Below are 19,702 nucleotides of genomic sequence, written 5' to 3' on the forward strand. Positions count from 1 at the left end.
TTCGTCGCGCCTGATTGACGCAAGCGTGGGCGGAGGGGTTGACATGTTGCGTCAAGTGGCTAGCATCGCGCGCGGGCCGTCACGGCAGGGAAACGGGAGGCACCATGACCGGGGAGGAGCTGCGGGCGCTGCGCGAGCGGCGCGGCGAGGACCAGCAGGGGTTCGCGGCCTGGCTCAACGGCCAGCTCGGCCGGCGCTACGACCGCTCGCGCATCAGCCGCTGGGAGAGCGGGGCGGAGCGCATCCCGCAGCAGGTGGCGGCGCTGCTCGCCCCGGCCGGCGCACCGGCTGCGGCGCCGGTGACGGCGCAATCCGTGGCGGCCGCGGGGCCGCGGCGGCGGGTGGTGCTGGCGGTGGCCAACCAGAAGGGCGGGGTGGGCAAGACCACCACCGCCGTCAACCTCGCCTACGCCCTGTCCGCCCTGGGCCTGTCGGTGCTGCTGGTGGACGGCGATCCCCAGGGCAACGCCACCGTCCATCTCGGCCTCGATCCGGGGGAGGTGGAGATGCGGCGCAAAGGGCTCTACGCCGTGGTGCGCGGCGGCCAGCCCCTGGACAGCATCCTGGTGCCGGTGTGCGGCGGCGCCTTCGCGCTCGCCCCCTCCTCCATCGGCCTGGCGGCGGCGGAGACGGAACTGGTGGCGGAGCCGGACAGCTCGCTCGTCCTCAAGGAACAGCTTGCCGAGGTGCGGGACCGCTACGACGTGGTGGTCATCGACTGCCCGCCCAACCTGGGCCTGCTGACCATCAACGCCCTGGCGGCCTCCGACCTGGTGCTGATCCCCGTGCAGACCGAGGTGTTCGCCGGGCTGGGCGTGCCGCTGCTGCTGGAAACCATCGCCAAGATCCGCCGGCGCTCCAACCCCGCGCTCAACGTCTTCGGCATCCTGCCGACCATGTATTCCGCCCGCCTCACCCAGGACCAGGCGAGCCTGAAGGAGATCAGCGCCCATTACGAGGGGCGCACGCGGGTGCTGCCGCCGGTGCCGCGCGCCACCCTGTTCGCCCAGGCATCCGGCGCCGGCCGGCCGGCGATCGAGGCCGATCCCGGCGCGCCGGCGGTGCGCGCCTACGCCGACCTGGCGCGTGAACTGGCCGCCCACATCGCCGCCCCCGTCCCCGCCGAACCCGGAAAGGCCGCCCATGTCGCGTAAGCTCGCCCGCACCAGCACGCAGATCTTCGACAAGGCGGCGCAGCGCGGCGGCGACGCCCTGTTCGGTCTGTCCGCCGATTTCCCGCGCCTGCTGGAGATCGACATCGACCGCATCGCCCGCAACCCCGACCAGCCCCGCCGCCATTTCGACGCCGACGCGCTGGAGGAGCTGGCCCGCTCCATCGAGCGGCACGGGCTGAAACAGCCGGTGCTGGTGCAGCCGGCGGACGGCGACGGCTACCGGCTGGTGGCCGGGGAACGGCGCCTGCGCGCCTGCGCCATGATCGGGCGGCGCACCGTCTTCGCCATCATCACCGACGGCGACCCCGACGAGCTGGCGCTGATCGAGAACATCCAGCGCGTCGATCTGGACGCCCTGGAACTGGCCCGCGCCTTCGCCCGGCTGGTGGAGCGGCACGGCTACACCCACGAGGCGCTGGGCCGCGCCATCGGCCGCAGCCAGGCTGACGTCACCCGCACCCTGTCCATCCTGCGCCTGCCGGCCGCCATCCTGGAGGCGTACGAGACCACCCACCGCCATGTCCCCAAGAGCGTGCTGACCGAGATCGCCGCCATCGACGACCCCGATCTGCAACGGCGCCTGTGGGACGCCGCCCGGGAGGGGCTGACCGTCAAGGCCCTGCGCGCCGCCAAGCGCGACGGCGGGACGGCGGAACGCCCGGCGGCGGAGCCGATGGCGCGCCTGGTCGCCGCCGCCGGGCGCATTGCCCGGGAGTTCGCCGACGCGGACATCCGCGACCTGCGCCGCCACGGCCAGAGCCTGAGCGACGCCCAATGGCAGGAGCTGCGCCGCCTGCACGCCCTGCTGGACCGGCTGCTGGCCTGACCGGCCCCCGCGGTCAGGCCGGCGGTCCGGCCCCCCGCACCTCCGCCCCCGGCGCCGGCAGGTCGAGCAGGCGGGCCAGCGTGTTGCGCGGCTTCACAACGTCGGCCAGCGTGTAGGTGTCGAGCACCGCCAGGAACCCCTCCAGCGCCTCGCGCAGGGCCACCTTCAGCACGCAGGCCGGGATCAGCGGGCAGACGCGGTCGGCGTCCGGGCCGGCCATGCACTCCACCACCGACAGGTCCTCCTCGGTCAGGCGCACCACGTCGCCCAGGCGGATGTGCTCCGCCGGGCGGCCCAGGCGCAGGCCGCCGTTGCGGCCGCGCACGGAATGGACGAACCCGGCCAGGCTGAGGTGGTGCGCCACCTTCATCAGGTGGCTCTTGGAGATGGCGTAGCGGTCGGCGACGTCCTGGATGGTCATCAGCTCGTCCGGCCGCAGGGCCAGGCACATCAGCAGCCGCAACGCGTAATCGGTGTAGGTGGACAGGCGCATCGGCCGAAGATCCCTGCATCACGGGTGCATGCTTTCGCCGCCGCCCCGGCGGCGGCCCCGGCCCGCGGTCTTCACCATAGCAAACCGGCACCGCGTCCGTCAGCCGCCGATGATGCGGGGGGTGACGCCGCCCTTCCCATCGGTGGCGGGGCAGGATAACATTCACTGGCAAGGAATGTTAGATGCGGGCGCCGGTTCCGCCATCCGGAAACATTCGGCGCCGCCGCTTGACGACCCCGGGGCGGGGGGACGAGGAATCAAGGCTTTTGCCGCACCCGCCGAAGGAGACGCCATGAGCATGGAAACACCGCCGGGGACCCTGACGCTGCGCGCCGAGCGCGTGGCGTGCATCGCGCCGGGGGTCGTATCGGTGCTGCTGCGCGACCCCCGGGGCGCGGCCCTGCCGCCGGCGGAGCCGGGGGCGCACATTGACCTGCACCTGCCGGACGGCGGCGTGCGCTCCTATTCCCTGTGCGGCGACCCGGCGGACCGCCACGCCTACACCATCGCCGTGCTCGCGGTGCCCGGCGGGCGGGGGTCGGGCTTCGTCCACGGTGCGCTCCGGCCCGGCACCGTGGTCACCGTCAGCGGGCCGCGCAACAGCTTCCGCTTCGACCCGTCGCCCCGCTACCTGTTCGTAGCCGGCGGGATCGGCATCACGCCGCTGCTGCCGATGGCGCGGGAAGCCGCCCGGCGCGGCGCGGACTGGACGCTGCACCACTGCGTGCGCAGCGCCGCCGGGGCGCCGTTGCGCGACGAACTCGCCGCCATCGGCGGGGGACGGGTGGTGGTGCACGCCGCCGACGCCGGCGACCGGCTGGCGGTGGATGCGCTGCTGGCGTCGCCCGTTCCCGACACCCTGGTCTATTGCTGCGGCCCGCAGCGGCTGATGGACGCGGTGGCTACCGCCGCCGTAGCAGCGGCCTGGCCGGCCGGGTCCGTGCGGTTCGAGTGGTTCACGCCGCCCGCCGGGGACGTTGCCGATGCCGGCGATGCCGCCGCGGACGGGGCGTTCGAGGTGGTGTGCGCCCGCACCGGCGTCAGCGTGACGGTGCCGGAGGGAACGAGCGTGCTGGAGGCGCTGGACGCCGCCGGGGTGCGGGTCGACTCCTCGTGCGAGCAGGGCATCTGCGGCACCTGCGAGACCGCCGTCCTGGAGGGTGAGCCCGACCACCGCGACAGCGTGCTGTCCGACGCCGAGCGCGCCGCCGGCCGGACCATGATGATCTGCGTCTCGCGCGCCCGGAGCGCGCGGCTGGTGCTGGACGTTTAGGATGCGGCGCGACAACCCGAGGGAGGACCGATGAACACCGACGAATTGCAACGGCTGGGGCTGGCGCTGCTGAACAGCCCCGCCGAGGCCATCGCCTATTCCGACCGGGAGGGCATCATCCGTTTCTGGAACGAAGGGGCGGAGCGGGTCTTCGGCTTCACCGCCGCGGAGGCGCTGGGCCAGTCGCTGGACATCATCATTCCCGAACGCCAGCGCCAGCGCCACTGGGACGGCTATGACCAGGTGATGAAATCGGGGGAGAGCCGCTACGGCAGCGGCGACCTGCTGTCGGTGCCGGCGACCCGCAAGGACGGCACGCGGATCTCGGTGGAGTTCACCATCGTGCCCCTGAAGGATGCGGACGGCGCCATGCTGGGCATGGCCGCGGTCATGCGCGACGTCACCGCCCGCTTCACCGAACTGAAGGAACTGCGCCGCCAGGCGGCGGGGCGCTGACGCCGACGCCGTCGTCCGCCGCCTCCGCCCGGTGGGGCAGGGGCGGCGGGAACGGGCCGGCCGGGACGGCGGCGCCCGCCGCGGCGGCGATCAGGTCGGCGACCAGGGCGTCGGCGTCCACGCCATAGGACTCCGCCGCTTCGCGCAGCGTCATGAACGGGGCCATGGCGCAGCCGGGGCAGGCCATGCGCCGGTGCAGGAACACAGGCACCAGCACCGGCCAGGCGGCCAGCGCCTCGGCCACCGTGAGGTCGGGAGAGGGAACGGAGGGGATGGCGGCGGTCATGACGGTGTCTCCCGAAGGGCCGGACCCCATCATGGAGCCCGGCCCCCGTCCCGTCTTTGCGCCGGCGCAAACGCGCCGCGGCATCCTGTTGCCGTCGGACCGCCGCTGCGGGCCGGTTACTGCTGCCCGGAGCCCTCGCCGCCGCCCTGGGTGACGCTGCCGCCGAAGGCACCTTCGCGCTGCTCGATCAGGGTGTCGTCGGGCAGATCGCCGGTGGGCGCCACGGCCTGTCCGGCGGCGTCGGTGTCGTCGGTCGTCGCGGTTCCGTCGACGGCGGCGTCATCGGTCGCGGCGTCGTCGGTGATGGCATCATCGCTCGCCGCGTCATCAGTGACGGGGTCGTCCGACGCGGCGTCATCGGTGATGGAGTCGTCGGCTGCGGCGTCATCGCCCTGCGTGACCGGCTCGCCGCCGATGGCGCCTTCGCGCCGCTCCATCAGCGAATCGCCGGGGAGCGCGCCGGTCGTCGGGGACCCGGCCTCCGCCGAGGGAGAGGTGGCGGTGGCGGGGACGTCCGACTGGGCCGCGGCCGTGCCGCCGAGGCAGGCCAGCGCGAGGGCGGCGGCGGAGCCGAGCGCCAGGAAACGGTGACGGGTCATGGGGTCTCCTCCGAAACGATCCGGTTGATGGATGGGCGGGGCGGCCCCCGTCGGGGCACCCGCCGCACACCTCAACCGGCCGTCCGCCGGCGGAGTTCCCGCTGCCCGGTCAGCCCGGCGCCGCCGGCGGCAGGTCCTCGGCGATGGCCACCAGGGCGTGGGGCTTGCGGATCAGCACGTGCTGGCGCCCGCCTTCCACGATGCCGCGGCTTTCCCACGCCGACAGGGTGCGGCTGACGGTGTGCAGCGTGGTGCCCGTCATCTCCGCCACGTCCTGGCGCGACAGGGGGAAGTCGATCTCCACCCCCGCGTCGACGCGGCGGCCGGCCTGGCGGACCAGGCGCAACAGGGCGTGGGCGATGCGCCGCTCCACCCGTTCGGTGGACAGCTCGCGCAGCCGGCTCTGCACCTCCTGCAAGCGCCCGCCGATGATGCGCAGCGCGTTCAGCCCGATGCGCGGGTGCAGCTCCATCAGCGCGGTCATGGTGGCGGCCGTCCAGTGGATCTCCACGCTGTCGGCCACGGCGACGGCGTCGGCGGGGTAGATGCCGCCGGCGAACACCGCCAGCGTGCCGAACATCTCGCCCGGGCCGATGAAGCGCATCACCACCTGCTGCCCCTCCGCCCCGGTCTGGACGATCTTCACCCGACCGTCGATCAGGGCGTGTCCGGCGGCGGCCGGGTCGCCCTGGGCGAAGATGCGCGTTCCCCGGGGAACGCGGCGCGTGTGCGCCTGCCGGACCACGTCGGCCAGCGCCTCCCGGTCGAGCCCGGCGAACAGGGCCATGCCGTGGAGCACGGCCGGATCGGGGGTCAGCGGCATGGGGACCTCGCACGAGATGCGGCATACTGCCGCAGTCTATCGCATCGGCGCCGCGATTGTTCCCCCAATCACACCGCCGGGGCGTGGCGGCGCGTCGAGGCGGCAAGGTGGGCGTCGAAGCGGGCGGCGACGGCGCGCACGAAGGGGCGGGCGTCCTCGGGCACGGCGATGCGCCGGCCGCTGGTGCGCACCAGCCCGTCGGCCTCCAGCGGGGCAAGGTCGGCCCCGGCCAGCAGCGCCGCCGCGTCGGCGCCGTGCCGTGCCGCCACCGCGTCGAGATCGACGGCAAAGTCGCAGAGGATGCGCTCGATCACCGCGGCGCGCAGCCGGTCGTCGGGGGTGAGCGCGTAGCCCTTGGCGGTGGCCAGCCCGCCGGCCGCCACGCGTTTGGCGTAGGTGCCGAGCACCACGGCGTTCTGCACGTACCCCTGCGGCAGCCGGCCGATGGCCGACGCGCCGAGGCCGATCAGCGTGTCGCAGGGGTCGGTGGTGTAGCCCTGGAAGTTGCGGCGCAGGGTTCCCGCCGCGGCGGCCAGGGCCATGGGGTCGTCGGCGCGGGCGAAATGGTCCAGGCCGATGCGCCGGTAGCCGGCGTCTTCGAGCGCCGCGGCGATGGCCTCCGCCTGCGCCAGGCGTTCGGCCGCGTCGGGCAGGGCCGCCTCGTCGATCTTCTTCTGGTGGGGCTTGAAGTCGGGGATATGGGCGTAGCCGAAGACGGCGAAGCGGTCGGGCGCCAGCTCCAGGCAGCGGGCGACGGTGTCGCGGCACGATGCCACCGTCTGGTGCGGCAGGCCGTAGATCAGGTCCAGGTTGATGCCGGCCACCCCGGCGTCGCGCAGGCCGCGGGCCACGGCGGCGGTGCGCTCATAGCTCTGGATGCGGTTGATCGCCCGCTGCACCACGGGGTCGAAGCTCTGCACGCCCAAGCTGGCGCGCGTCACCCCGGACCGCCCCAGCGCCCCGGCCATGGCGCGGGTCAGGGTGCGGGGGTCGATCTCCACCGCGATCTCCGCCCCGGGGGCGAGCGCGAAGCGGTCGCGCAGCAGGGCGATCAGCGCCTCAAAGTCGCCGGGCTCCAGGATGGTGGGGGTGCCGCCGCCGAAATGGACGTGGCCGACCGGCTGGCGGTGCGGCAGCGCGTCGCAGACCGCGGCGATCTCGGCCCGCAGCGTGCCGAGATAATCGACGATGGGCTCGTCGACCTTCGTGATGGTGGTGTGGCAGCCGCAGTACCAGCACATGGAGCGGCAGAAGGGGACGTGCAGGTAGAGCGACACCGGCCGGTCCGCCGGCAGCCCGGCCAGCCAGCTCCGGTAGGTCCCGGCGTCCACCGCGGCGGAGAAATGGGGGGCGGTGGGATAGCTGGTGTAGCGCGGGATGCGGCGGTCGGCGTAACGGGCGAAACGGTCGGCGGTCATTGGCGGGGTCTCCGTCCGGGTGCTATTCGGCGGCGAGGCGCAGGGCGGGGGCGGTCTCGTCTTCGAGGATGACGGCGATGGTGCCGGCGCACTTGCCGCATTGCGGGGTGACGCCGCAGGCGGCGTACACCGCCGCGACGCTGTCCGGGCGCCGGTCGCGCACGGCCTGCCGCACGCGGCGTTCGGTGAGGGCGTTGCAGATGCAGACGTACATGGTGCAATGGTCCGGCGTGGCGGGAGGGGCGGCGGACCGCCCCGGTGTCCGGAACGCTACCGCCACTCACTCGCAGCGTCGTTGTCCCGGCGCAAACACCCGGCCGGCAGCGGCGCCAGCGACACCAGCCGCGGGTCGTCCGCATGCTCCACCAGCATGCGCCGGACGCGGTCCTGCCAGAGCGCGCGGAACCGCGCCTCCTCCGGCGCGGTGGCGGTGCCGGCGGCGGCACGGGGCAGCAGGTCGCGCATGGCCGGGTCGGGCGGGACGGCGCCGGTGTCCAGCGTCGCCGCAACCCCGGCCCCGGTGTCATCGCGCACGAAGGCCAGGGTTCCGGCGATGCCGGCGCCGAACGACAGCCGGTCGCGACGGTCGAACCGGCCGCCGATGCCCTTGAACCCGCCCTCGCCGGCGGCGCCGGTGGGCAGGGCGGCGACCGCGGCCATGACGCCGGCCACACCCTCGTCGGATGCGGCGCGCACCAGCACGGCGATCGTGCCGCGTTCCGGCACCGCATCGCCGTAGAGGTGGCGCAGGGCGCGCACGGTCATCAGCCACGCCCCGGCCACGGTGGGGCAGGAATGGCCGGCGAGCCGGACCGCGTCGGCGTAGCCGTAGACCATCAGCCCGTCATCGGCGGCCCCGAGAAAGGCGCAGAGCGGATCGCGGACGAGGAGCCGCGGAGCGGCGTCGTAGAAGGCGGGAAAGCCCATGGCCGGGGTCTGCGTCAAGGGGGCGCTCATCCCGGCCGCCCATCGGCGCGGGGGCGGAGCAGGATGGGGGCGTAGTCGGCGACGAACAGGGCGAAGGCGAGCGTCCACAGCAGGCCGGCGGCGGCCAGGGCGTGGGTGTACTCGATGCCGGGCAGGGCCGGTGCGGCGACGCGGATCACGGCGGCGGCGGTCAGCACGCCGAACGCCGCCGCGGTGGCGCGCGGTGCCACCAGCGGCCGGCCGGTGTGGCCCAGAGCGGCGCGGCTCATCACCGCCAGGATCATGGTGGCGAAGCCGCCGGCGGTCAGGGCGTGCAGCCAGGCGGCGGCCCCCGCCGCGTCGCCCAGCAGCCAGGCCGCCTTCAGCCCCAGCGCCGCGACGATCCAGGCATAGCCGGCGTGCAGGCTCCACAGCAGGGGGTCGCGCAGCGTGCGGTCGCCGCGCCAGCGGGCCAGCCGCACCCCGTGCGCCAGGGCCGCCGCCAGGGCCAGCCAGCCGGCGGCCGTCGCCGCGGGGGCCAGCACGTCCCCGACGACCACCGCGGCGGTCAGCGCCAGGGCCGCGGCGTCGACCGGGCCCGGCGCCGCCACCACGGTGGTGTCGCCGCGCGCCTTCAGGGCGTTGCGGGTGAAGGCGGGGAGGATGCGGCCGCCGATCACCGCCACCATCATCAGCACGACGCCGGTGACCAGCGCCGTCCCCGCCGCCGCATCGCCGCCGGGCAGGCCCAGCCACTCCAGCCGGATCAGCAGGTTGCCGACGGTCATCAGGGCGAGCAGCGCCAGGAAGGCGATGTTGCGCCACTTGCCCGCGCGCACCAGCGGCAGGGCCAGCGCCAGCCCCAGCGCCGGCAGGAAGGCGAGGTCGACGGCCGCCGCCGCAGCGCTGCCCGCGAAGGCCGGCAGGGAGGCCACCCGCCCGGCCAGCCACAGGGCGACCAGGGCGGCCAGCGGGCGCCCGGACAGGGCGGCGGTGCCGGTCCAACTCGGCACCGCGGTCAGCAGGAAACCGGCGACGGCGGCGGCGGCGAAGCCGAACAGCATCTCGTGGGCGTGCCAGGCCAGCGGCGACACCGCCCCGTCCATCGCCACGCGACCGGCCAGGACCAGCAGCCAGACGACGACGAGCAGCGGCGCGGACAGGCCGGCCAGCAGGAAGAAGGGACGGAAGCCATAGTTGAACAGGACGGGCAGGGCGCTGCGCGGGCGCAGATCCACGGCCGGGGCGGTGATGGGCGTGGTCATGGGGAAGCGGTCTCCGGTTCCGGACGACGGGTGTCGCCCGCAACGATAGGCAGTCGCCGCGCCGCGTCGTTGCGCCGCCGCAAACAGCGGGACGGCAGCGGGGACGGGATGCGGCAGGCTGACGCAGGCCCCCGTCATCGCCCGGCGCGTTTGTTCCCCGACAAACACCGCGGCCGGAATCGGGACCATCGTTCGGCCAACGCTCCCCGGTCCTCACCGGGCTCCCGAACCGAAAGGCTTGCGCCATGACGATCCGCCGTTCCCTCCTCGCCTCCACCGCCGCCGCCCTTGCCGTGATGGTCGCCCTTGCGGCGCCGGTGCGCGCCGACGATGCCGTCCCGGTCGCCGACATCGTGCGCAGCGCCGCCGAGGTGCCCGCCGCCATCGGCGCCCGCGCGCCGCAGACCGTGCGCGTCGACCTGGAAACCATCGAGGCGACGGGCACCCTGGCCGACGGCACCACCTACCGCTACTGGACCTTCACCGAGGCCGGCGGCGCGCCGAAGGTGCCGGGGCCGCTGCTGCGGGTGCGCGTGGGCGACACCGTGGAGGTGACGCTGAAGAACCACGACGACAGCGCGCTGATGCACAACGTCGACTTCCACGCCGTCACCGGCCTGCACGGCGGCGGCCACGCCACCACCGCCGCCCCCGGCGAAACCAGGGGGTTCACCTTCAAGGCGCTGAACCCCGGCCTCTACGTCTATCATTGCGCGGTGCCGCTGGCCGCCCAGCACATCGCCAACGGCATGTACGGCATGATCCTGGTGGAGCCGGAAGGCGGGCTGCCGCCGGTCGACCGGGAATTCTACGTGATGCAGGGCGAGATCTACACCGAGGAGCCCTTCGGCACCGCCGGCGAGCTGACCGAGAGCTACGACAAGCTGATGAACGAGCAGCCGGAATACTACGTCTTCAACGGCGCCGCGCAGGCGCTGACCGGCGACAACGCGCTGCGCGCCAGGGTGGGCGAGACCGTGCGCATCTACTTCGGCGTCGGCGGCCCCAACAAGACGTCCAGCTTCCACGTGATCGGCGAGATCTTCGACACGGTCTACGACCTGGGCTCGCTGACGGGCAAGCGCCTGAGCGACGTGCAAACCATCCTGGTGCCGCCCGGCGGCGCCGCGGCGGTGGAGATGAAGCTCGAGGTCCCCGGCGAATACATCCTGGTCGACCACGCCCTGTCCCGCGCCGCCCGCGGCCTGGTGGGGACGCTGATCGTGGACGGGCCGGAGCAGCCCGATCTGTTCCGGGAGGGTCTGCCCGGCGACGCGGCGGCCCGTCCGGCGAGCTGACCCGCGGGCGCGCCGCCGCGGTTCAGCCGATCACCTCGGCCAGCGCCGCGGCGGCGATCTCCATGTCCTGTTCCTCCAGGGCGCCGGCGACGCCGATGGCGCCCACCACCGTGCCGTCGTGCAGGATCGGCACGCCGCCGCCGATCAGCGCGATGCGCGGGTGGGCGGCGAGGCCCATGGCGACGTGGGGTTTGTGGGCCAGCTTGTCCTTCCACGCCGCCGTCGGCTGGCGGTAGGACGCGGCGGTGCACGCCTTGCGCTCCGACACCAGACGGGCGGGGGGCGGGGCGCCGGGCATGCGCAGATAGACCAGCGGTTCGCCCGCGTGGTCGACCACGTGGACGTGGATGCGCAGCCCCATCGCCCCGGCGCGGGATACGGCGGCCTCGGCCAGCCGGCGGGCGGTGGCGAGGCCGAGGGTCTTCAGGGTGATCAGGTCGTCCATCACCGGTGAACTCCGGGAAGAAATCGGCGGGAACGGACCGGCCGGAGCCGCGCCGTTCCCGCCCGAGGTGCGCGTTTGCCCGGGAGAGGGCACGCGGTGGACACCCGTAGTGTCAGGCGGCGTTCTCCAGCAGCAGCAGACCGGCCGCCGTGTTGGAGATCGGGATGTGGTAGTTGCCGTGCAGCTTCGTCACCTGCCCCTGCAGGGCGCCGCGCATGGCCATCCACAGGATGAATTCGGCCCCCTGCGCGCCGGCCTCGCGGACCAGATCGTGGATCGACAGGTCGATCAGGGATTCCGGGTCGTCGACGATCTTTTCCAGGCACATCAGGTCGAAGGGCTTGTTGATGAAGCCCGCCCGCTCGCCGTCGAGCTGGTGCGACAGACCGCCGGTGCCGATGACCACCACCTTGAGGTCCTCGGGGAAGGAGGCGACGGCGCGGCCGATGGCCTGGCCCAGCTTGTAGCAGCGCTTCGGGCTGGGCAGCGGGTGCTGCACCGTGTTGACGCACACGGGGATGGTGCGGATCTGCCCCTCCGGCGCCGTCGTCGTGCGGTCGGGCCAGAGCAGGGACACCGGCACGGCGAAGCCGTGGTCGACCAGCATCTCCTGGCAACTCGTGACGTCGAACTCCTCCGCCACCAGCCCCTCGATCAGGTGCCAGGACAGCTCCGGCGCGCCGCGGAAGGGTGGCAGGGGGGTGAGGCCCCAGCCCTCGTCGGCGTTGCGGTATTCCTGCGCCGCGCCGATCGAGAAGGTCGGCATCTTGTCGAGGAAGAAGTTCAGGCCGTGGTCGTTGTAGATGACGATGGCCACGTCCGGCTGCGTCCGGTCCAGCCATTCCAGCACCGGCGGGTAGCCGTCGAAGAACGGCTTCCAGTACGGGTCGTCGCGCAGATTCTTCGCGATGGCGTTGCCGATGGCGGGAATGTGCGAGGTGGTGATGCCTCCGACGATGCGGGCCATATCAGTGCCTCCCGGCTTCGACGAGCATGGCTTTGAAATCCTCGACGCTCATGCCCGTCTGCTGGGCGCCGACGTCCTGGACGGTCAGGCCGAAGATGCCGGCCAGCTTCGCCAGGTAATAGATGTTGCCGCCGGCCGCGATCATCGCCAGCACGACGCGGCTGCGCACCGCCTGCTTCTGCTCCTCGTTCAGGCCGTAGCGGTCCATGTAGCCCTCCTCGTCCTGGAGGAAGGCGTCGCGGTTGGCTTTCTCGTTGAACGAAAAGCACATCTTGTTGAGCGCGTAGCCCTTCATCGCCATCCGGCCGTCGAAGATGGTGGTGCCGGGAATCGGGGCCTGCTCGGCATGGGGTGTCTGGCGCACGAGAGTTCCTCCTGGGATTTGTTCTGTTTGTCTCCAACCCTCGGGGCGTTTCTTCGCGCGGGCGTTGCTCGGTGACCGGGGATCAGGACCAGTAGAGGCGCATGGGGTTGTCGACCAGCAGCGCCTGCTGCAGCTCGGCCGTCGGGGCGATGCGCGGGATCACGTCCACCAGCGCGCCGTCGTCGGGCATGTGGGACTTCATGTTGGGGTGGGGCCAGTCGGTGCCCCACAGCACGCGGTCGGGGAACCGTTCCACCAGCGTGCGGGCGAACGGCACCACGTCGTCGTAGCCGGGCGGACCCTGGACGCTGAGCCGTTCCGGGCAGCTCACCTTGGACCAGAACTTCGGGTCCTCCATCAGTCCGATGAAGCGGGCGAAGCCGGGGGAGTCGACGCCGGCGGCGATGTCGGGGCGGCCCATGTGGTCGATGACCACGGTGGTCGGCAGCTCCTTCAGGAAGGGGATCAGCCCCTCCAGGTCCGGCGCCTCGAAATAGACCACGGTGTGCCAATCCAGCCGGGCGATCCGCGCGGCGATGCCGAGGAAGACCTCGCGCGGGGTGGCGTCCACCAGCCGCTTGACGAAGTTGAAGCGCACGCCGCGCACGCCGGCCTCGTGCAGCTCCGCCAGCTCGTCGTCGGAGATGTCGGCGCGCACGGAGGCCACGCCCCGCGCCCGATCGCCGGCGGCCCGGCAGGCGTCCACCAGGGCGCGGTTGTCGCGGCCGTGGCAGGTGGCCTGGACGATGACGTTGCGCTCGAACCCCAGGAAGTCGCGCAGGGCGAACAGCTTCTCCGCGGGCGCGTCGCACGGGGTGTACTTGCGCTCCGGCGCGTAGGGGAAGCGGTCGGCCGGGCCGAAGACGTGGCAGTGGGCGTCCACCGCCCCCGGCGGCGGCCGGTAGGCCGGCCGCGACGGGTCGGGATGGAACGGCAGGTAATCGGCGTCCATGGGTCGGGTTCCTCAATCGGCGTAGACGATGCCGTCGAACAGCTTGCGGGCGGTGCGCAGGATGGCGGCGGTGGCGACCGAGCCGTCGGCGGCCATCTCCAGCACCACGGTGGTCTCGCCGGTCGGGTGCTCCACCGACACGGTGCGGGTGCGGCCGTCCGGCATCACGGCCAGGGCGGCGGCGGGCGAGCCCGCCAGGGCGCAGGCGGTGGCGACGCTGACCGCCCCCAGCACGCCGATGGCGTCGTGGCAGCGGTGCGGGATGAAGGTGCGGGTGGCGATGGCGCCGCCGGCCGCCGGCGGGGCGATCAGGGTCATCTTCGGCACCGACTTGTCGGCGACGTCGCCCAGGTTCATCAGCGGCCCGGCCTTCAGGCGGATGCTCTCCAGCCGCGCCTTCAGGGCCGTGTCGGCGTCGAGCCGTTCCGGCGTCTCGTCGCCGCGCACCCCCAGGTCGGCGGCCCGCAGCACCACCACGGGCATGCCGTTGTCGATCAGCGTCGCCTCCACCCCGTCGATCACGTCGACGGCGCGGCCGGTGGGCAGCAGGGCGCCGCAGCTCGACCCCGCGGTGTCCATGAACTCCAGCGGGACGGGTGCGGCGGTGCCGGGAACGCCGTCGATGCGGGCGTCGCCGGCGTAGCGGACCCGGCCGCCCGGCGTGCACACCCGCGCCACCGCGGTCTGCCCGGTGTTCTCCATGTGGATGCGCACCCGCGTCTCGCCGTCCGCCGCCGGTACCAGCCCCCGCTCGATGGCGAAGGGGCCGACGCCGGCCAGGATGTTGCCGCAGTTCTGCGCGTCGGTGACGACGGCGCGGTCGACGAACACCTGCAGGAACAGGTAGTCCACGTCCGCATCCGCGCGCTGCGAGGGGCGCACCACGGCCACCTTGGAGGTCAGCGGGTGGGCGCCGCCCATGCCGTCGATCTGCCGCGGGTCGGGTGAGCCCATGACCCGCAGCAGGAAGGCGTCGCGGGCCGCGGTGTCGGCGGGCAGGTCGTCGGCCAGGAAGTACCCGCCCTTCGACGTGCCGCCGCGCATCCACATGCAGCGCGCCTCAGACATACTTCAGGCCCTTGGCCGCCAGGCGCCCGCGCATGTCGTAGATGTCGAGCCCCAGCTCGCCGGCGGCCAGGCGGCGGCGCTTGTCCTCCTCGGCGGCCGTGCGGGCGCGCGCCTTCTCCAGCACGCCGTCGGCCTCCTCCCGGCGCACCACGCACACGCCGTCGTCGTCGGCGATGATCACGTCGCCGGGGTTGACGAGCTGGCCGGCGCAGACCACGGGGACGTTGATGGAGCCAAGGGTCTCCTTCACCGTGCCGGCGGCGTAGATCGCCCTGGACCACACGGGGAACTGCATGGCGGTCAGGTCGCGCACGTCGCGCACGCCCGCCTCGATGACCAGCCCGGCACCGCCGCGCGCCTTCAGCGAGGTGGCCAGCAGGTCGCCGAAATAGCCGTCCTCGCAGGGCGAGGTGGGGGCCATCACCACGATGTCGCCGGCCTTCACCTGCTCGATCGCGACGTGGAACATCCAGTTGTCGCCGGGCGGGCAGGAGATGGTGACGGCAGCCCCCGCGACGCGGGCGCCGGCGTAGATCGGGCGCATGTACGAGGCCAGCAGCCCCTTGCGCCCCTGCGCCTCGTGGACGGTGGACACGCCGCACTCCGCCAGGCCGGCCACCGTGGCGGGATCGGGACGTGAGATGTTTTGCACGACGACGGTCATCACAGCTCATCCACGGTGCGGGGGAAGACCGACTGGAACCCCTCGGCGTACTTCGCGGCACGCCCGCCGGCCTGCCCGCCGGAGTTGCGGCGGAAGTGGTTGGCGCGGTTCTGCGCCAGGTTGGTGTAGTAGTCCCAGAGGTGCTGCTGCCCCTCCATGCACTCGATGGCGGCGCGCTTCTGGTCCCACACCTCGGAGATGTCGAGGAAGACGTCGGGCTTCCAGCCCATCTGCTCGGTCTGGTGCGGCTCGAACAGGTAGAGCTGGGGGGCGCCCAGCACCTTCTGGCCGGGGTTGTGGCCCCACGCCTGGGCGATCATGCGGCATTCCAGGGCGATGCGCGTGGCGCCCATGTGGTCGGTGTTGTACGGGTCCCAGAGCGAGTGGCTCATCATGAACTTCGGCTGCACCGCGCGGATGATCTCCACCAGCGCCATCTTGGCGTCACGGTCCACATCCAGCGGGTAGTCGCCCAGGTCCATGAAGCGGATGTCGTGGGCCGACAGGGCGGCGGCGGCGTTTTCCGCCTCGGTCCGCCGCGCCGCCTTCACCTGCTCCAGCGTGGCGCCCTGCTTCCACAGCTTGGCGGACTCGCCGCGCTCGCCGTAGGACAGGCAAACGATGGTGACCTCGTAGCCGAGCTTCTGGTGAAGCGCGATGGCGCCGCCGCACCGCCACACGAAGTCGGCGGCGTGGGCACTGATCACCAGGGCCGTTTTCTTCTCGCTCATGGTTCCGGGATTCCCTCTTGTCGCGGCCCCGCCGGCCGGCGTCCGGCGGGCCGGCGCGGCCGTAGCCCTCGTCATCGTCAGCATTCCGCACTCCCCGCCGATTTCCCATTTCAAAGTCACGCGAACCGTATAAGATTTTGCTATACCCACGTTTGTTGCGGTGCAGCGAGAGCATGAAATGAATAGAGAGGTGCCCAACCTCCGCCACCTGCGCGCCTTCCGCGCGGTGGCGGAGAGCCGGTCGATCAGCGCGGCGTCGCGCCACGTCTTCATCTCCCAGCCCGCCATCACCCAGGCCATCGCCAAGATGGAGGCGGCGCTGGGCGTCACCCTGTTCGAGCGGCGCCCAGACGGGGTGTACCTGACCGAGCCGGGGCGGCTGTTCGACGACCGGGTGGAGCGCATGCTGCGCCACCTTCAGTCGGGGGTGGCGGAGATCGTGCGGGCGGCGGGGCGGCGCGGCACCCGGCCGCCGCAGAACCTGGAGCAGTTGCTGACCGGCGTGCAACTCCGTGCCCTGATCGCCATTGCCGACGCCCGCAACTTCTCCCTCGCCGCCCGCGCCGTCGGCATCTCCCAGCCGGCCCTGCACCGGGCGGCGCGCGAGCTGGAGCACCTGGCCGACGTGCCCCTGTTCGAGAAGGCGAGCCGCGGCATCGCCCTCACCCGCCCGGCCGAGGCGCTGGTGCTCCACGCCAAGCTGGCCCTGGTGGAGTATGACAAGGGCCTGGAGGAGCTGGACGACCGCAAGCGCGCCGATTCCGGCCGCGTGGTCATCGGCGCCATGCCGCTGGCCCGCACCTTCCTGCTGCCCACCGCCATCAACGCCCTGCTGCGCGAGCGCCCGGAGGCCCGGGTGGAGGTGGTGGACGGCCCCTACGAGGATCTGCTGCACGGGCTGCGCCAGGGCGACCTGGACCTGCTGGTGGGGGCGCTGCGCAACCCCGTGCCAATCGACGACGTGGTGCAGGAACCGCTGTTCGATGACCCGCTGGCGGTGGTCGGGCGGGCCGGCCACCCGCTGACCCAGAAGCCGCGCCCGGACATCGCCGACATCGCCGCCTGCGGCTGGGTGATCCCGCGGCGCGGCACCCCCACCCGCGCCCATTTCGACCAGCTTTTCGCCGAGGCCGGCGTGCCGCCGCCGCGCAGCCTGGTGGAGACCGGCGCCATCAACCTGATCCGCGGCCTGCTGACGGCCAGCGACCGGCTGACCCTGATCTCGCTGCACCAGATCCGCCACGAGATGCAGTGGGGGCTGCTGGCGCCGCTGCCCCTGCGGCTGCCCCACACCAATCGGCCCATCGGCTACACCCTGCGCACGGACTGGCGCCCGACCGCCGCCCAGGCCCGCTTCATCGCCCTGATGAAGGAGGCGGGGCGGGTCATCCACGCCACCTGATTGCCGTGCCATTATGCAAAAAATGAATAGGGAGGTACGGCAATCAATTATGCCCTCATGCAATCGGGTGATACACCGTGAGGGTGGGAGGCGGGCCGCCGCGGCGGGCCCGCCGGAACGAAACCGGACATCGTGAAGCTCATGCCCGACCAGTTGCGCATAGCCTGCATCGGCTTCGGCGAGGCGGCCTCGGCCTTCGTCTCCGGCTGGGGCGCCGAGCGCGCCGCCGCCGTCACGGCCTACGACATCAAGACCGACCATCCCGACCCGGCGGTGCGCGCCGGCAAGCTGGCCGACTACGAGCGCGCCGGCATCCGCGGCTGCGCCACCGCGGCCGAGGCGCTGGAGGGTGCGGCCCTGGTGTTCTCGCTGGTCACCGCCGACCAGGCGGGCAAGGTGGCCGCCGCCGCCGCCCCGCTGCTGGCCCGGGGGGCCCTGTTCCTCGACGGCAACTCCTGCGCGCCGGGGACCAAGCGCCGGTCGGCCGCGGCCGTGGCGCAGGCGGGCCGCGGCCTCTACGTGGACGTGGCGGTGATGGCCCCGGTGTACCCGAAGCGGCACCGCACGCCCCTGCTGCTGAGCGGCGCCCACGCCGCGGTCGCGGCCGAGCGGCTGGCCGCCCTGGACATGGACGTGAAGATCGCCGAGGGCGAGGTGGGCACCGCCTCGTCCATCAAGATGATCCGCTCCGTCATGATGAAGGGGATGGAGGCGCTGTTCGCCGAATGCGTGCTGGCCGGCCGCAAGGCGGGCGTCGACGCGGTGGTGCTCGACTCCCTGGACGCCACCTTCCCCGGCTTCGACTTCCGGGCAAAGGCCGCCTACAACCTGGAACGGGTGATGACCCACGGGCTGCGCCGCGCCGCCGAGATGCGCGAGGTGGCGCTGACCGTGGCCGAGCTGGGGCTGCCCAACGGCATGGCCGCGGCGACCGTGGACTGGCAGCAGCGCATCGGCGCCATGGGGCTGTCCGCCGCTGAAGGCGAGGACTACGCCGCCCGCGCCGACCGGGTGCTGGAAGGGCTGGGCCACGCCCCGGCGCGCCGGCAGGTACCGCCGCCCGCCTACGCCGACATCCCCGGCACCTACGTGTTCGACGCGGAGCAGTCGCGCCGGGGCTACCATCTCAACATGTTCTGCATGTCGCTGCGCCACGCCGCCAACCGCGAGGCGTTCAAGGCGGACGAGCAGGGCTACCTGAACCGCTTCCCCCTCAGCGACGAGCAGCGCCGCGCCGTGCTGGAGCGCGACTGGAACGGCATGCTGCGGCTGGGCGGGAACATCTACTACACGTCCAAGCTGGCGGCGACCGACGGCATCAATTTCCAGCAGCTTGCCGCCCGCATGACCGGCGTCACCGAAGACGAATACCGCGCGATGATGCTGGCCGGCGGCCGGCCCATCGACGGCAACCGCAGCAAGAAGGAGTGGGGCAATGGCTGAGATCGTCGCCGGCGTGGCGACCTCCCACGTCCCGGCCATCGGCGTGGCCATCGACCAGGGCCGGACCGCGGAGCCCTATTGGCAGCCCCTGTTCGCCGGCTTCGAGCCGTCGCGCCGGTGGATGGCGGACCTCAAGCCCGACGTCGCCATCGTCGTCTACAACGACCACGCCACCGCGTTCTCCATGGACGTCATCCCCACCTTCGCGCTGGGCTGTGCTGCGGAGTACGTGCCGGCGGACGAGGGCTGGGGGGCGCGGCCGGTGCCGGTGGTCAAGGGTCATCCGGAGCTGGCCTGGCACATCGCCCAGTCCGTCATCCTGGACGAGTTCGACCTGACCATCGTCAACCGGATGGAGGTCGACCACGGGCTGACGGTGCCGCTGTCGCTGCTGTTCGGGCAGCCGGACGCCTGGCCGTGCCCGGTCATCCCGCTGGCGGTCAACGTGGTGCAGTACCCGCCGCCCACCGGCAACCGCTGCCTCAACCTGGGCCGCGCCATCCGCCGGGCGGTGGAGAGCTTCCCGCAGGACCTCAGGGTGGTGGTCTTCGGCACGGGCGGCATGTCCCACCAGCTCCAGGCCGAGCGGGCGGGGCTGATCAACCCGGACTTCGACAACCGTTTCCTCGACCTCATCGTGTCCGACCCGGAAGCCGCCGCCGCGATCCCCCACGTGGAGTATCTGCGCGAGGCGGGGTCGGAGGGGATCGAGCTGGTGATGTGGCTGGTCATGCGCGGCGCGCTGGGCGGCCCGGTGCGCCAGCTCCATCGCCACTATCACGTGCCGGCCTCCAACACGGCGGTCGGCCACCTTGTCCTCGCCTGCGAGCACCAGTGATCGGGAGCCC

Annotated in this window: 23 protein-coding genes; 8 read left to right on the top strand and 15 right to left on the bottom strand. The window is 72.7% G+C overall.

Going from position 1 to position 19,702, the window contains the following annotated elements; all coding sequences use genetic code 11:
- Positions 1 to 104: 104 nt before the first annotated feature.
- Positions 105 to 1,154, top strand: coding sequence for an AAA family ATPase (locus G472_RS34300; RefSeq protein ID WP_051341027.1), 1,050 nt, complete (start codon positions 105 to 107; stop codon positions 1,152 to 1,154).
- The gene (locus G472_RS0119110; protein WP_029009655.1) at positions 1,144 to 2,001 is read left to right on the top strand and encodes a ParB/RepB/Spo0J family partition protein; all 858 of its coding nucleotides are present in this window, start codon (positions 1,144 to 1,146) and stop codon (positions 1,999 to 2,001) included. Before G472_RS34300 ends, G472_RS0119110 begins: the two co-directional genes overlap by 11 nt.
- Before the next feature lie 13 nt (positions 2,002 to 2,014).
- Here G472_RS0119110 and G472_RS0119115 read toward each other — a convergent pair whose 3' ends face one another.
- Positions 2,015 to 2,494 (bottom strand): RrF2 family transcriptional regulator, encoded by a 480-nt coding sequence (locus G472_RS0119115; RefSeq protein WP_029009656.1) that lies wholly within the window; start codon positions 2,492 to 2,494, stop codon positions 2,015 to 2,017.
- A 292-nt stretch (positions 2,495 to 2,786) separates the two neighbouring features.
- Between G472_RS0119115 and G472_RS0119120 the strand changes: the two genes are divergently transcribed.
- Together G472_RS0119120 and G472_RS0119125 are read left to right on the top strand one after the other, a co-directional pair.
- A complete protein-coding gene (locus G472_RS0119120; protein WP_029009657.1) occupies positions 2,787 to 3,767 on the top strand; it encodes a PDR/VanB family oxidoreductase in 981 nt (326 codons plus the stop codon).
- Between the two features lie 30 nt (positions 3,768 to 3,797).
- Positions 3,798 to 4,223, top strand: a complete 426-nt coding sequence (locus tag G472_RS0119125; RefSeq protein ID WP_029009658.1) for a PAS domain-containing protein — start codon at positions 3,798 to 3,800, stop codon at positions 4,221 to 4,223.
- Here the strand turns inward: G472_RS0119125 and G472_RS34305 are convergent.
- From G472_RS34305 to G472_RS0119160, 7 genes are all read right to left on the bottom strand, one after another.
- Positions 4,180 to 4,509, bottom strand: coding sequence for a DUF1858 domain-containing protein (locus G472_RS34305; protein ID WP_035693061.1), 330 nt, complete (start codon positions 4,507 to 4,509; stop codon positions 4,180 to 4,182). The genes G472_RS0119125 and G472_RS34305 overlap by 44 nt on opposite strands.
- 116 nt (positions 4,510 to 4,625) lie before the next feature.
- A complete protein-coding gene (locus G472_RS0119135) occupies positions 4,626 to 5,108 on the bottom strand; it encodes a hypothetical protein (RefSeq protein ID WP_029009659.1) in 483 nt (160 codons plus the stop codon).
- A 109-nt stretch (positions 5,109 to 5,217) separates the two neighbouring features.
- The gene (locus G472_RS0119140) at positions 5,218 to 5,931 is read right to left on the bottom strand and encodes a Crp/Fnr family transcriptional regulator (protein ID WP_029009660.1); all 714 of its coding nucleotides are present in this window, start codon (positions 5,929 to 5,931) and stop codon (positions 5,218 to 5,220) included.
- A 68-nt stretch (positions 5,932 to 5,999) separates the two neighbouring features.
- Entirely contained in the window at positions 6,000 to 7,349 is a 1,350-nt protein-coding gene (hemN, locus tag G472_RS0119145) for an oxygen-independent coproporphyrinogen III oxidase (protein WP_029009661.1), read from the bottom strand.
- Positions 7,350 to 7,371: 22 nt separating this feature from the next.
- Positions 7,372 to 7,563 carry a (2Fe-2S)-binding protein gene (locus tag G472_RS0119150; RefSeq protein ID WP_029009662.1) on the bottom strand — a complete coding sequence of 64 codons (192 nt, stop codon included), beginning with the start codon at positions 7,561 to 7,563 and terminating at the stop codon, positions 7,372 to 7,374.
- 56 nt (positions 7,564 to 7,619) lie between these two features.
- Entirely contained in the window at positions 7,620 to 8,294 is a 675-nt protein-coding gene (locus G472_RS34310) for a hypothetical protein (protein ID WP_245593528.1), read from the bottom strand.
- Between the two features lie 8 nt (positions 8,295 to 8,302).
- Complete coding sequence (locus G472_RS0119160) at positions 8,303 to 9,520, bottom strand: NnrS family protein (protein ID WP_051341029.1); 1,218 nt, start codon at positions 9,518 to 9,520, stop codon at positions 8,303 to 8,305.
- Between the two features lie 245 nt (positions 9,521 to 9,765).
- Between G472_RS0119160 and nirK the strand changes: the two genes are divergently transcribed.
- On the top strand, positions 9,766 to 10,818 hold the full coding sequence (gene nirK / locus G472_RS34315) for a copper-containing nitrite reductase (protein ID WP_084536773.1): 1,053 nt from the start codon (positions 9,766 to 9,768) through the stop codon (positions 10,816 to 10,818).
- Between the two features lie 22 nt (positions 10,819 to 10,840).
- Here nirK and G472_RS0119170 read toward each other — a convergent pair whose 3' ends face one another.
- The 7 genes from G472_RS0119170 to G472_RS0119200 form a co-directional block, all read right to left on the bottom strand.
- Entirely contained in the window at positions 10,841 to 11,263 is a 423-nt protein-coding gene (locus G472_RS0119170; RefSeq protein ID WP_035693063.1) for a GlcG/HbpS family heme-binding protein, read from the bottom strand.
- 112 nt (positions 11,264 to 11,375) lie between these two features.
- A complete protein-coding gene (locus G472_RS0119175; RefSeq protein ID WP_029009665.1) occupies positions 11,376 to 12,230 on the bottom strand; it encodes a class III extradiol dioxygenase family protein in 855 nt (284 codons plus the stop codon).
- 1 nt (position 12,231) lies between these two features.
- Positions 12,232 to 12,594, bottom strand: coding sequence for a protocatechuate 4,5-dioxygenase subunit alpha (locus G472_RS0119180; protein ID WP_029009666.1), 363 nt, complete (start codon positions 12,592 to 12,594; stop codon positions 12,232 to 12,234).
- An 82-nt stretch (positions 12,595 to 12,676) separates the two neighbouring features.
- Entirely contained in the window at positions 12,677 to 13,546 is an 870-nt protein-coding gene (locus G472_RS0119185; RefSeq protein ID WP_029009667.1) for an amidohydrolase family protein, read from the bottom strand.
- Between the two features lie 12 nt (positions 13,547 to 13,558).
- The gene (locus G472_RS0119190) at positions 13,559 to 14,596 is read right to left on the bottom strand and encodes a 4-oxalomesaconate tautomerase (RefSeq protein WP_029009668.1); all 1,038 of its coding nucleotides are present in this window, start codon (positions 14,594 to 14,596) and stop codon (positions 13,559 to 13,561) included.
- Between the two features lie 10 nt (positions 14,597 to 14,606).
- The gene (locus G472_RS0119195; RefSeq protein WP_029009669.1) at positions 14,607 to 15,278 is read right to left on the bottom strand and encodes a 4-carboxy-4-hydroxy-2-oxoadipate aldolase/oxaloacetate decarboxylase; all 672 of its coding nucleotides are present in this window, start codon (positions 15,276 to 15,278) and stop codon (positions 14,607 to 14,609) included.
- Positions 15,278 to 16,009, bottom strand: coding sequence for a PIG-L deacetylase family protein (locus G472_RS0119200; RefSeq protein ID WP_029009670.1), 732 nt, complete (start codon positions 16,007 to 16,009; stop codon positions 15,278 to 15,280). The genes G472_RS0119195 and G472_RS0119200 overlap by 1 nt, the downstream gene beginning before the upstream one ends.
- A gap of 178 nt (positions 16,010 to 16,187) precedes the next feature.
- Here G472_RS0119200 and G472_RS0119205 point away from each other — a divergent pair, with 178 nt between their 5' ends.
- From G472_RS0119205 to G472_RS0119215, 3 genes are all read left to right on the top strand, one after another.
- Positions 16,188 to 17,411, top strand: coding sequence for a LysR family transcriptional regulator (locus G472_RS0119205; RefSeq protein ID WP_029009671.1), 1,224 nt, complete (start codon positions 16,188 to 16,190; stop codon positions 17,409 to 17,411).
- A gap of 141 nt (positions 17,412 to 17,552) precedes the next feature.
- Positions 17,553 to 18,854 carry a protocatechuate 4,5-dioxygenase subunit alpha gene (gene ligA / locus G472_RS39810; protein WP_245593532.1) on the top strand — a complete coding sequence of 434 codons (1,302 nt, stop codon included), beginning with the start codon at positions 17,553 to 17,555 and terminating at the stop codon, positions 18,852 to 18,854.
- Positions 18,847 to 19,692, top strand: coding sequence for a class III extradiol dioxygenase subunit beta (locus tag G472_RS0119215; protein WP_029009672.1), 846 nt, complete (start codon positions 18,847 to 18,849; stop codon positions 19,690 to 19,692). Before ligA ends, G472_RS0119215 begins: the two co-directional genes overlap by 8 nt.
- Positions 19,693 to 19,702 lie beyond the last annotated feature (10 nt).

Origin of the sequence: Azospirillum halopraeferens DSM 3675 (assembly GCF_000429625.1) — a bacterium.
GTDB lineage: Bacteria > Pseudomonadota > Alphaproteobacteria > Azospirillales > Azospirillaceae > Azospirillum > Azospirillum halopraeferens.

Excerpts from the sequence above, each read along its gene's own strand:
- G472_RS0119200 (WP_029009670.1), bottom strand. The coding sequence starts at position 16,009 with ATGAGCGAGAAGAAAACGGCCCTGGTGATCAGTGCCCACGCCGCCGAC.
- nirK (WP_084536773.1), top strand. The coding sequence starts at position 9,766 with ATGACGATCCGCCGTTCCCTCCTCGCCTCCACCGCCGCCGCCCTTGCC.
- G472_RS0119195 (WP_029009669.1), bottom strand. The coding sequence starts at position 15,278 with ATGACCGTCGTCGTGCAAAACATCTCACGTCCCGATCCCGCCACGGTG.
- G472_RS0119135 (WP_029009659.1), bottom strand. The coding sequence starts at position 5,108 with ATGACCCGTCACCGTTTCCTGGCGCTCGGCTCCGCCGCCGCCCTCGCG.
- G472_RS0119170 (WP_035693063.1), bottom strand. The coding sequence starts at position 11,263 with ATGGACGACCTGATCACCCTGAAGACCCTCGGCCTCGCCACCGCCCGC.
- G472_RS0119190 (WP_029009668.1), bottom strand. The coding sequence starts at position 14,596 with ATGTGGATGCGCGGCGGCACGTCGAAGGGCGGGTACTTCCTGGCCGAC.
- G472_RS34300 (WP_051341027.1), top strand. The coding sequence starts at position 105 with ATGACCGGGGAGGAGCTGCGGGCGCTGCGCGAGCGGCGCGGCGAGGAC.
- G472_RS0119175 (WP_029009665.1), bottom strand. The coding sequence starts at position 12,230 with ATGGCCCGCATCGTCGGAGGCATCACCACCTCGCACATTCCCGCCATC.
- G472_RS0119185 (WP_029009667.1), bottom strand. The coding sequence starts at position 13,546 with ATGGACGCCGATTACCTGCCGTTCCATCCCGACCCGTCGCGGCCGGCC.
- hemN (WP_029009661.1), bottom strand. The coding sequence starts at position 7,349 with ATGACCGCCGACCGTTTCGCCCGTTACGCCGACCGCCGCATCCCGCGC.
- G472_RS0119160 (WP_051341029.1), bottom strand. The coding sequence starts at position 9,520 with ATGACCACGCCCATCACCGCCCCGGCCGTGGATCTGCGCCCGCGCAGC.
- G472_RS34305 (WP_035693061.1), bottom strand. The coding sequence starts at position 4,509 with ATGACCGCCGCCATCCCCTCCGTTCCCTCTCCCGACCTCACGGTGGCC.
- ligA (WP_245593532.1), top strand. The coding sequence starts at position 17,553 with ATGCCCGACCAGTTGCGCATAGCCTGCATCGGCTTCGGCGAGGCGGCC.
- G472_RS0119215 (WP_029009672.1), top strand. The coding sequence starts at position 18,847 with ATGGCTGAGATCGTCGCCGGCGTGGCGACCTCCCACGTCCCGGCCATC.
- G472_RS0119120 (WP_029009657.1), top strand. The coding sequence starts at position 2,787 with ATGAGCATGGAAACACCGCCGGGGACCCTGACGCTGCGCGCCGAGCGC.
- G472_RS0119110 (WP_029009655.1), top strand. The coding sequence starts at position 1,144 with ATGTCGCGTAAGCTCGCCCGCACCAGCACGCAGATCTTCGACAAGGCG.
- G472_RS0119125 (WP_029009658.1), top strand. The coding sequence starts at position 3,798 with ATGAACACCGACGAATTGCAACGGCTGGGGCTGGCGCTGCTGAACAGC.
- G472_RS0119115 (WP_029009656.1), bottom strand. The coding sequence starts at position 2,494 with ATGCGCCTGTCCACCTACACCGATTACGCGTTGCGGCTGCTGATGTGC.
- G472_RS0119140 (WP_029009660.1), bottom strand. The coding sequence starts at position 5,931 with ATGCCGCTGACCCCCGATCCGGCCGTGCTCCACGGCATGGCCCTGTTC.
- G472_RS0119150 (WP_029009662.1), bottom strand. The coding sequence starts at position 7,563 with ATGTACGTCTGCATCTGCAACGCCCTCACCGAACGCCGCGTGCGGCAG.
- G472_RS0119205 (WP_029009671.1), top strand. The coding sequence starts at position 16,188 with ATGAATAGAGAGGTGCCCAACCTCCGCCACCTGCGCGCCTTCCGCGCG.